The organism is Candidatus Brachybacter algidus (assembly GCF_016707225.1).
Lineage (GTDB): Bacteria > Bacteroidota > Bacteroidia > Chitinophagales > Saprospiraceae > Parvibacillus > Parvibacillus algidus.
In genome coordinates this window covers 535,001-547,043 of sequence record NZ_JADJID010000001.1, presented here as the reverse complement: position 1 = coordinate 547,043, position 12,043 = coordinate 535,001, and the positions used below count along the sequence as shown (strand labels likewise).

Annotated in this window: 4 protein-coding genes and 2 rRNA genes (1 of these 6 only partly in view); 3 read left to right on the top strand and 3 right to left on the bottom strand. The window is 38.2% G+C overall.

The window, feature by feature from the left end; all coding sequences use genetic code 11:
- Positions 1 to 415 precede the first annotated feature (415 nt).
- Positions 416 to 5,320 (bottom strand): T9SS type A sorting domain-containing protein, encoded by a 4,905-nt coding sequence (locus IPI15_RS02205; RefSeq protein ID WP_287419059.1) that lies wholly within the window; start codon positions 5,318 to 5,320, stop codon positions 416 to 418.
- 532 nt (positions 5,321 to 5,852) lie between these two features.
- On the opposite strand from IPI15_RS02205, the gene IPI15_RS02200 reads away from it, so the two are divergent.
- From IPI15_RS02200 to IPI15_RS02190, 3 genes are read left to right on the top strand one after another with little or no spacing between them, the layout of a single operon-like run.
- On the top strand, positions 5,853 to 7,253 hold the full coding sequence (locus IPI15_RS02200; protein WP_287419058.1) for a 2Fe-2S iron-sulfur cluster-binding protein: 1,401 nt from the start codon (positions 5,853 to 5,855) through the stop codon (positions 7,251 to 7,253).
- The gene (locus tag IPI15_RS02195) at positions 7,240 to 9,504 is read left to right on the top strand and encodes a xanthine dehydrogenase molybdopterin binding subunit (RefSeq protein ID WP_287419056.1); all 2,265 of its coding nucleotides are present in this window, start codon (positions 7,240 to 7,242) and stop codon (positions 9,502 to 9,504) included. Before IPI15_RS02200 ends, IPI15_RS02195 begins: the two co-directional genes overlap by 14 nt.
- A complete protein-coding gene (locus IPI15_RS02190; protein WP_287402975.1) occupies positions 9,501 to 10,475 on the top strand; it encodes an XdhC family protein in 975 nt (324 codons plus the stop codon). The genes IPI15_RS02195 and IPI15_RS02190 overlap by 4 nt, the downstream gene beginning before the upstream one ends.
- 131 nt (positions 10,476 to 10,606) lie before the next feature.
- On the opposite strand, the gene rrf is transcribed toward IPI15_RS02190, so the two are convergent.
- Positions 10,607 to 10,720 (bottom strand): 5S ribosomal RNA (gene rrf / locus IPI15_RS02185).
- A 194-nt stretch (positions 10,721 to 10,914) separates the two neighbouring features.
- A 23S ribosomal RNA gene (locus IPI15_RS02180) occupies positions 10,915 to 12,043 on the bottom strand (it continues 1,778 nt past the right edge of the window).

The window sequence follows — 12,043 nt, the reverse complement described above, 5'->3', positions numbered from 1 at the left end:
GAGATAACTTTTGGAGATAATTTTCTAATTGATATTTTTCAAAATTTTAAAAAAGGCAATGCAATTGCCAGAGCATTAGTGCTCATTTTCAATAATATACACATTAAGATAATTTAACCCGAACTTGGATTGTCAAGTAAATGATTCAATAGATAATTATATCTATGAAATAATTAAGAGAAGAAGTGTTTAAGTTTATCCATATAAAGTTTTTAATTGTAAAGGTGTTTAATAATATTTCAAATATAATTCTAATATTTATTTATTCCAAATAATTATTAGTTAAATCCATAATTACAGGAATTAATCACTCAATTATTAATTTAGGTTAAGAAATTACAAAAAAAGGGAGCAATTTATCAATTCCTCCCTTTTTTTATGTATTAATCATTTAGAATGGATGTAATGGGCTACCTTAATCCACTATCATGACCTTTTCCATAATACTGCTTTGCTTATCGGAGATCTTTACAATGTAAAGCCCTGCGCTCAAACCTGTGACGTCCATTTCATTCTTTCCAGGCACCAGTACCTTGCTTCCGATTAATGCTCCTGCAGGACTATATAGCTGGATCGTAACCTCTTCTATCAAGCTAGTATTCATGACAATATTCATAAGCTTACCACTCACAGGATTTGGAAAAATATGCACCATATTGGATAGTCGATTAAGACTTGTGATGTCAACACTTTCTACTTTAGACAAGTCCTCCTTACCATTGAAGTCAATCTGACGGAGGCGATAATAAGCCACTCCAATAGACAGAAGCCCTGATTGAATCAATGTCAAATCTGTAAAAGCATACGTTTGAACTTTAGTGGTAGTGCCATTGCCTGCAACAAAACCTATTGTGTTCCAGGTCTTGCCATCAGCACTTCGTTCTATATTAAATCCTTTGTTATTGGTCTCAGAAGCAGTCTTCCAATCCAAGAATACCTTATCATTCTGCAGTCTGGCTTTGAATGTCAAAAGTTCCACAGGAAGTGTAGGCCCAAGTGTAAGAATGACACTTGTAGCAGTATAGCTTATTGACCAATTGGCAGGCAAGCCTATGATCGTTGGGAAAGTCCCTGATACTGCAGTTGCTGTAAGTATGGTCACCTGGTCACCGACTAAGGCTCCCGGGAAATTGTTGATGACCTTAAGCGTACCTCCTAAAGTGGCTGTACCAACTACTACTACCCTATCGAAATCCGTACCTGCTGTAGTTTTGCCATTCACCTCGATATTCATAATATTATTACCAAAATTTGTATTTCCTGTAAAGGTCATGATTCCCGGAGAATATCCCGGAGCGATCGTACCACCCCCAAAAGAGAAATAGACTGTCTGTACTTTACCGGTTCCTTTAAATACTCCTCCTGTATTATTCGCAAAATTACCACTGACACCCGTGATTAGGTCCGTCATGGCGACTAAATTGCCTACTGTGACACCTGCTGTATTACTTATATCACCGGCTTCAATTAATATACCTGACACAGTCGATCTGTTGATCGTGATCAGACCTCCTGTATTATTAAATACATTTCTGTTTCTAAGCCCATATGAACCTACGCCAGATGTAGAACCAATATTAATGGCAGCTATATTTGTAAATGTGCCGTTGTCATTGTATATTCCGGAATTTGCTGAACCATTGACAGTCATTGTTCCTGCATTGTTATTAAACATAGAGAGGTTTCGAATTCCGTAATTTCCAACACCTATTGTTCCACCAATATTGACTGTAGCAAGATTTATGAAATTACCTGTTCCATAATTATATAGCCCTGCCTCAGATGAGCGGTCTATTGTAATAGCGCCTCCTGCATTGTTGTTAAAAATAGCATTGTTGTAAAGTCCGAATTGACCTACTGTTTGAGCATTTCCTATGTTAATAGCTGAAGTGTTTGTAAACGTACCTAGGTAGTTCCACAGTCCGTATACTGAAGAACGATTCACTGTAATACTTCCTGAATTATTAAAAATTGCAGAATTCCAAACACCATATTGTCCAATGTTTTGATTGGCACCCACCACGATTGATGTAAGATTATTAAAAGTGCCACCTACTTCATTGTTTATTGCTGCATCAGTAGAACGGTCGACATTAATAGCACTTCCTGCATTATTATTGAAAGTCAGATAATTTCTCACACCATAAGTTCCAATACTAGCAATCGTGCCTAAGTTGATCGTTGTGAGATTGGTAAATGTTCCTAAATTCTCAATAGCAGCGTCAGTAGACCTATTGATAGTCAATTGAGAACCTCCGTTACTATTGAAGGTAGCTTTATTCCAAATACCATATTCGCCTACGCCAAATCCTGCACCTATTGATAAGATTGCAAGATTAGTAAAGGTGCCACCAGTATTATTATAAAGACCGGCATCTGCAGAACGATCGATATTGATTTGTCCACCGACATTATTATTGAAAATGGAGGTATTTAAAATTCCATTCAAACCTACACCAGCAATATTACCGATGTTGATTGTTGCCAAATTTGTAAAGGTACCTGTATTTTCAAGTCCTGTATTTGTTGACTTATTTATGTTGAGTTGGCCTCCACTGTTATTGTTAAATATAGAATTATTTCTAAGCCCATAAGCACCAACATTTAGAGTACTACCTATGTTAATCGTACCGCCATTTGCAATAGTTCCATTGTTAAGTAAGCCCTGAGCTGCGGCACCATCTATATTCAATGTACCTCCGGGTATTATAGTAAGTGATGCTGATGCATCAATAGTTAATGATTTTACAGAAACTGTTGTACTTATAGTAGGGTCAAAGTTAGGGACATCTGGTATTATGACGACAGATCCTGAGATAGGCACACCGGCAGACCAATTTCCAGGTGTGGTCCAACCTACACTTACACTTCCTGTCCATGTAGTGCTACCTGCAGTGATATATGTTAAGGTAACACTAGTGGGAGAATAATCCAAAGTCCATCCTACAGGAAGACCTGTCACTGTGGCAAAAGTACCAGAGATAAGTGAAGCAGAAAGAATAACTATTTGATCTCCTGGGTTTCCAGCATATGGAAATGTCAAGGCCAAAGTACCACCTAGAGTAGCTGTATCGACTACTTCTATTTTATCAAAATTAACTCCCGGCGTACCGTTTGCATTAACTTCAATAGCGATGGTGCTATTGCTGAAATTTTCGCTTGATGTAAACGTCATTATACCGGGAGAATATCCCGGGGAAAGTGTTCCACCTGAGTTTGTAAAGATTTTGGCTGCGATGCTACCTGAACCATTTAAAATACCTGTAGTATTGTTGACAAATGTTCCAGTAGGACCTGATATGAGCTTAGGTAAAGGACCAAGGCATTTAATTGTTATTGAAGATTTATTAGTAAACGTCCCTTTAGCATTAAAAATACCTGAGACCCTACACCTGTCTATATTGATAATTGCTCCAGCATTATTATCAAAGGAAGCAATTGCATTAATTCCATAACTACCTACTGAATCCAAAGAGCCGATTAGGATGCTTCCATTATTTACAAAAGTGCTGAATGTATGATAAAGACCGAAATTAGCTGAGCGATCTATTTTGATTAAGCCACTACTATTATTTGTAAATGTGCCCTTATTTCTAAATCCATAACCACCCACATTAAAATTAGATCCTATGGTAATATTTGCATAGTTGGTAAATGTAGAAAGTGAATCATTGAGAAATCCACCATCTGTCGAACGATCGATATTAATCTGCCCACCAGTCATATTATTGAAAGTACCAACATTCCACAATCCATTGCCTCCTGGACTCGCTAATGCTCCTATGGTAATGATTGATTCATTGTTAAAAGTACCCGCCTCATTATACAATCCGAAGAAACTAGTTCGGTCGATCTTGATTTGGCCTCCTGGTTTATTATTAAAAGTTGATCCGTTCGAAATACCAATAAAACCAGGACTAATACTAGCCCCAATATTAATAACACCACTATTGTCTACAGTTCCAGCATTAATAAGCCCCAAATCATTTGATCCTTCAATATTCAGTGTTCCGGTAGCAGCAATCGTAAGAGTGCCACCTGCTCTTACATGTACCGACTTTGCAATACCTACACCCGTCAAAACCGGATAATAAACACTAGTATCATTAATATACACATCTGAAAGAGCAGTTGGAATACCTGCAGACCAGTTATCTACATCAGACCATACTGTGCTACTATCCCCAATCCAGGCAGTTTCCGTCAATGCACCATATCTCAATACGATACCACTGGATCGATAATTGATAAACCAATTGGCAGTCAACCCTGTGATCACATCAAAAGTATCTTTGAAGCCACTAGTTGCAATAATAGGAATTTCATCTCCGATCGTAGCCCCGGGAAAATTAATATTTAAGGCTAAAGTACCACCATATGTAGTTGTATCGGCAACTGCGATCTGGTCAAAGTCTCCTCCAGCCAAGCTTTTACCATTAATATCAAGATTCAGTGTGCCATTATTGAAGTTTTCCTTACCGTCAAAATTTAATTTACCTATCGGAAATCCAGTTATTAAAGTTCCTCCTGCTGTATTATAAACTGCTGCTGAAATAGAACCTGTTCCTTTTAGGACAGCTCCTGTATTATTATTAAAAATTCCAACGCCGGATACTAAGTTTGAAATTGGTGATATAGCTCCGATTATTAAACTGGCATTGTTGTCAAAAGAACCACCTGTATCGCAATATACACCGAACCCAAAAGACCTATCTATATTAATCATACCTCCGGTATTATTATTGAATGTTCCCATTGTATATATACCATAAGCTCCAATATTGTGAGTTGAGCCTATGTTTATTGTAGCTTGGTTGGTGAATGTTCCGGCAAGTATTAAAATTCCCCTAAAATTTGTTTGATTTATATTGATCTGTCCACCAGTATTATTATTAAAAATACCATGATTACGAATACCATACAAACCAGAAGAAGAAATGGACCCAATGTTTACAACACCGCTATTAGTAACAGTACCATAATTAAGAATACCATGTGTGGAAGAGCCATTAACAGCTAAGGTAGCACCTGAAGAAATGGTTAAAACAGCCCCTGAATAAACAGTTATCAGCTTGGCTACAGCATCTGCTGAACTAATCGTTGGGTCATTTGCCACGTCAAAAATTGCAACAGTGTCCATAGCGTCTGGAACACCCGCACTCCAGTTGCCCGGATCTGTCCATGAAGTACCGGCGTTTCCAGTCCAAGAAGTTTGAGCGAATAAACCGATAAATGAGCACAAAACCATTGCAAAAATTAATGCAAATCGTTTAGAGTTTAAGGTAGAATAATTTAAAAAGAAAGGTAGAACTTGTTTCATTACAATGAAATTAAGGATAGTAAGTAAATGTGTTAATAATCAAAAAAAAATAGCTGAGTTACATGAAGAAATCTGGGGTAGCTTCAAGATTAAACTTAACATATTAGATATCATATAGATATCTTAATAATATTATAACTAACTCATTTAGATTATAAGGTAAAAAATTAATCTCTCTACCCACCTAAGATGGAATTAATATACAGCTGTCATCAAAAATACGAAAATAATGCCATTCAGTATATTAAAAATAAATGGCATAAAGAAAATTACGTTTGCAAGAGGGCGGATTTAAAGGTGCAGATGATTAATACTGAAAGAAAAAATGGGGAATGAATAGTGAAATAATAAGAAAATAATTTAATGATTGAAAAGATTCAACCAGTATATTTTGAGTAGAAAGATCACCAGGCAGTCCTAATCATAACCGTAAATGTTTAATTCAAGCGAAAAGAAATACAATCCAATTTTTTTAGGCAGAATTCTCCGTTTTGATATAATTGATTTTATGTAACTTGTCGTAATTTATCATATGATTAATTTTATACTTAATGACGAACTTATCAGTGCGGAATGCGCGCCTGAAGAAACAGTACTTGATTTTATCAGGTACCAAAAACATTTAAAAGGTACCAAGATAGGTTGCAGAGAAGGTGATTGCGGTGCTTGCACGGTCATGGTGGGTACTAAAAAATCAGGAAAGATGGAATATTCTACAGCGACTTCCTGTTTAATGCCCATGGGCAATGTAACAAACAAACATATTGTCACCATAGAAGGCATCTCCCAAAAAAGCCAGGAATTAAGTCTTGTTCAAAGTTGTATGGCAGACAATAATGGAAGCCAATGTGGCTTCTGCACTCCCGGTTTTATTATGTCATTAACTTGCTTTGCAATTTCAAAGGAAGAAAAATCTTTGTTAAACGCGGTGAAAAGTATGGATGGTAACATATGCAGATGCACTGGTTATAAATCAATAGAGAGAGCTGCCAATCAACTATCAGCTTCTCTTTCAATGAATTATAATTCTAAAAAGAATGCTATTTATTCATTAAATGTTGTACCATCTTATTTCAGTTCTATCTTTCAAAGATTGGAAGAATTGTCACAAAAAGCAATAACAGACCATGTTGACATCAATCTTCCGACTATAGGAGGAGGCACTGATCTCTATGTGCATGAAAGACATGAATTATTAGAGACAAAAGCAAATTTCAAAGGATTAGATAATTCGACATTTGAGATAATGCAAGAGAATGATTTCATTTTATTGGACGGGGGTACTACTGTAAGTCAATTTCTAAATAATTCTATTATCAGGTCTATATTTCCTGATCTGGATAAACATATTAAACTTGTCTCTTCTACACCAATACGCAATATGGCAACCTTAGCAGGCAATTTTATAAATGCCTCACCTATTGGTGATATGACGATTTTTTTTATTGCACTACAAGCTGAAATATTACTTGAAAATGCTGGAGAAAACTGGATGCCCTTAAGTGAATTATATCTTGGCTATAAGTCCTTAAGGAAAGATAAAAACGAACTACTTCTATCCATTCGCTTCAGAAAACCTAGTGCATCTTCCTTCTTCAATTTCGAAAAGGTAAGCAAACGAACTCACCTTGACATCGCTTCTGTTACATCTGCTTGTATTTTAACTTTTGAAAATAATAAAATTGTACAAGCTGTGCTATCTATGGGAGGAGTAGGTCCTATACCTATGTTTCTGAGAAACACGTCTTCATTTATCAATGGTTTTGTACTGCCCTTAGGAGATGAGCAATACAAAGTGCTTAATGATGTGCTGCAGGATGAGATTAAACCCATTTCAGATATCAGAGGTTCGGAAAAATACAAACGTTTGCTAGCTTTTCAGCTTATTAAAGCTCATTTTATCGAAATCCAAAAGAAATATGCGCAGCATTGATATACACGATCATGTTAAAGGACGCTCCATTTATCTGGACGATATTCCACTGATTCAGGGTACTTTATTTGCCAGAGTTTTTACTTCAAATGTTGCGCATGGAAGGATCATAAAACTTGATATATCCAAAGCGCGCGATTTGGAAGGGGTTCATAAGGTATTGATCTCATCTGATATTACCGGCATTAATCAAATAGGTGGTATCATCGATGATGAACCATTGATGGCAGAGAACATTGTGGATTTCATTGGGATGCCCATCGCCCTTGTATTGGCAGATTCTGAAAGTATTGCACGAAAAGCATGTAAACTTATTGATTGCAAAATAGAAGCATTTGAAGAAATTACTGACCCTCGCATCGCTTATGAAAAGGGAGCACTCATCATACCTTCTAAAAAATTTATTCTAGGCGATACCGAATCAACCTGGTCCTCTTGTAGCCATATTTTCGAAGGTAAAGCAGATATCAATGGTCAGGAGCATCTTTATATTGAAACGCAGGGCGCATACGCGCAGCCTGTGGAAGGAGGTAAAATAAAGGTATACTCTTCGACTCAAGGTCCCACCGCAGTCCAGCGCGCTGTAGCTAAAGTGACTGGAATGGAAATGCATAGTATCGAGGTTGATGTAACTCGAATTGGCGGTGGTTTTGGTGGCAAAGAAGACCAGGCAAATGCGTGGGCTGCACTTTGCGCATTAGGTACTCACATCACAGGAAGACCTGTAAAATACTCTTTAAGTCGTGAGGAAGATATTTACATGACAGGAAAGCGGCATCCATATAGTGCGGATTTTAAAATAGGTTTTGACAACAAACTGAAGATCCTAGCCTATGAAGTTACGTTTTTTCAGAATGCAGGAGCTGCGGCTGACCTTTCACCGGCTGTACTTGAGCGCACTTTATTCCACTGCACTAATGCTTATTTTATACCTAATGTCAACGCAATAGCTCATTGTTGCAAAACCAATCTACCCCCCAACACAGCTTTTAGGGGTTTTGGTGGACCTCAGGGTATGTTTGTCATAGAATGTGCTATAGCAATAGCAGCACCCAAATTGAATTGCAAAGCATCAGATATTCAAAAAGCAAATCTCATCACAACAGGAGATGTATTTCCATATGGGCAACTCGCAGAAAGCGAGGCAGAAACTTCTTGGCAACAGTTTGAAGACCGTTTTGATCTGAAAAAAATGCAGCAAGATGTAGATCAATTCAATAAAGAAAATATACATTTAAAAAAGGGACTTGCTGTGCAGCCCATTTGTTTTGGCATTTCATTTACGAAAACACTCATGAATCAAGCCAGATCTCTTGTCCATATTTATACGGATGGTTCTGTAGGTATAACTACAGGAGCAGTAGAGATGGGTCAAGGTGTGAATACAAAAATCGCTCAGGTTGCAGCTCATATTTTTTCTTTACCAATAGATAAAATCAGGATTTATTCCACCAATACGACACGGATTGCAAATACCTCTCCTTCAGCTGCTTCTGCTACGGCTGACTTGAATGGTAAAGCAACACTTATGGCTTGTGAGGCAATTAAGGAAAGATTAAAAAAAGTAGTTATAAGCATTGCTGACACTAAAGAACAAAATTCTGACATTGAAATTAGAGATGGATTAGTATTTCTTGATAGCCTTGAAACTAAAATAACATGGCAAGAACTTATTTCAAAAGCTTTTGAACAAAGAGTCAGTTTGAGTGAACATGCGCATTATGCCACTCCGGATGTACACTTTGATTGGAGTAAAGGTAAGGGTCATCCATTTTCTTACCATGTATATGGGACATCAGTGACTCAAGTTACTGTCGATTGTATTAGAGGAAATTATGAAATTGATTTTGTAAAAGTTGTACATGACTATGGACAATCTATGAATCCTATGATAGATTTGGGTCAGATAGAAGGTGGTATAGTCCAAGGTATTGGATGGATGACTTGTGAAGATGTATTTTATGATGAAAAAGGGAAACTTCGTTCCAATGCACTTTCGACATATAAGATCCCGGATATTTATGCTGCTCCAAAGGAAATAGATATTATTCCATTAATAACAGATAAAGAAAATCTAGCTATTCTGCAATCCAAAGCTGTCGGAGAACCACCATTGATGTATGGACTTGGAACATATTTTGCAATTGAAAATGCAATTCAGTCTTTTAACCCTACAGTGCCACGTCGGATGAATGCTCCGTATACTCCTGAAAAAGTTTTGCTGGCTCTATATGGATCTAAGGACTTATGAAAAATTCCAGTCTCAAGTTTTGGGAGTTTTTGGAAGAACAAGTCCATAATTTTGTTCCAACTGCCCTGCTTATAGTTGTGGAAAGTGAAGGCAGTAGTCCCGGAAGAGTAGGATTTAAGATGGCTGTAAATGATAAAAAAGAAATGTCAGGCAGTATTGGCGGAGGCATCATGGAAGTCAAAATTGTAGAAAAAGTATATAAAGCTTTACAGGACAGCAAACTAAAAACCCATCTGATAAGACAGCAACATAATAAAGATAGTCCGGTCAATCAAAGTGGAATGATCTGTTCGGGTTTTCAAACAATTTTGATTCTCCCGTTAATGCCAGAATATCTCACAGCAATCACCACCATAAAAGACTCCCTTATTAAAAATAATATCGTTTCATTGTTTATCCAATATTCTAAAAATGAAACGAAACTAAAAGCTATAAACGAAGCGCAACAATTAACATCCTTCACTCAATATTCTCAGGAAAGTTACCTATTCAACGAAGTCATTGGACAAAAGGAAACTGTAGTCATTATTGGTGGTGGTCATTGTTCACTAGCGTTATCTGAGCTGTTAAACTGGCTTGACTTTAGGGTAAAGATAATCGAAACCAGAAAGCATATCAATACATTAACTTCGAATATATTTGCTCACGATGTCAATATAGTAGATACTTATGAAGATATTATACCGTTAATTCCTGATCAAAATAGTTATTTAGTGGTCATGACTATCGGTTATCGGCAAGACGATATTGTTTTACGTCAATTACTTGGTGTTGGTTATAGATATATAGGAGTCCTAGGAAGTAAAAAAAAGATCGAAACTTTAATATCTAGTTTATCAAATGATTTTTCAGATGATGTTCTGGCAGAAATAAATGCCCCAATAGGATTAGATATATCCAGTAAAACTACGAGGGAAATCGCTGTGAGTATAGCGGGGGAAATAATTGGGTTGAGGAATAAGAAAAATTAAACGGTAATTTGATGACTGTTTTGTAGAATGAGACAGCTTGCAAGCTGTCTGAACGATAAGGTTCAAAGGGCCACTAAGTGTAAAAAACAAAAAAGCCTTGCAATCTTACGACTACAAGGCTAGTTATGTTGATCCGGCAACGACCTACTCTCCCACACACGAAGTGCAGTACCATCGGCGCAGTAAGGCTTAACTTCTCTGTTCGGAATGGTAAAAGGTGGAACCCTTACGCTATAATCACCGGAAATTCTTATCTCAAACGCGTTCGTTTGATGTTGTTCTTTTATAAAGTCTTTGGTCTTTAGTCTTTGGTCTTTAGTTGGTTTGGCCAAAGACCAACAGCTAAAGACTAAAAGCTAAATGACATAGATGGGAAGTAATTTTTTCGTTCTGTTCGAGCTCATTGAGCTTACATATGAATGATTAAAGAGTAATTAAAAAAAGGAAGCTGTCGGACAATTAGTATTACTCGGCTACGCACATTACTGCACTTCCACCTATAACCTATCAACCCAGTAGTCTTCTGGGGTCCTTTACACTTACGTGCTGGAATACTCATCTTAGGGATGGCTTCGCGCTTAGATGCTTTCAGCGCTTATCCTTGCCGTACATAGCTACCCGGCGGTGCAGCTGGCGCCACAACCGGTACACTAGCGGTACGTCCAATTCGGTCCTCTCGTACTAGAATCAGCTCCCTTCAATATTCCTGCGCCCACAACAGATAGGGACCGAACTGTCTTGCGACGTTCTGAACCCAGCTCGCGTGCCACTTTAATGGGCGAACAGCCCAACCCTTGGGACCTTCTCCAGCCCCAGGATGTGACGAGCCGACATCGAGGTGCCAAACCCTACCGTCGATATGAGCTCTTGGGTAGGATCAGCCTGTTATCCCCGGAGTACCTTTTATCCTTTGAGCGATGTCCCTTCCATGCGGAAACACCGGATCACTTTAGCCAACTTTCGTTCCTGATCGACCCGTCGGTCTCTCAGTCAAGCACACTTATACTAATACGCTCTTCGCATGATTACCGACCATGCTGAGTGTACCTTTGCGAGCCTCCGTTACTTTTTTGGAGGCGACCACCCCAGTCAAACTACCCACCACACACTGTTTCCCTTTTAGGGATTAGAACCTAAATACAGGAAGGGTGGTATTTCAACGTTGGCTCCACCATGACTAGCGTCACAGCTTCGTAGCCTCCCACCTATCCTACACATCCTGTATTCAAGCTCAATGTGAAGTTGTAGTAAAGGTTCACGGGGTCTTTCCGTCCCGTTGCGGGTAATCGGCATCTTCACCGATACTTCAATTTCACCGAGCTCGTGGCTGAGACAGCGCCCAGATCGTTACACCATTCGTGCAGGTCGGAACTTACCCGACAAGGAATTTCGCTACCTTAGGACCGTTATAGTTACGGCCGCCGTTTACTGGGGCTTCAGTTAAGAGCTTCGCACTTACGCACTAACCCCTTCCTTAACCTTCCAGCACCGGGCAGGTGTCAGACCCTATACTTCATCTTACGATTTTGCAGAGTCCTGTGTTTTTGTTAAACAGTCGCCTGGGCCTC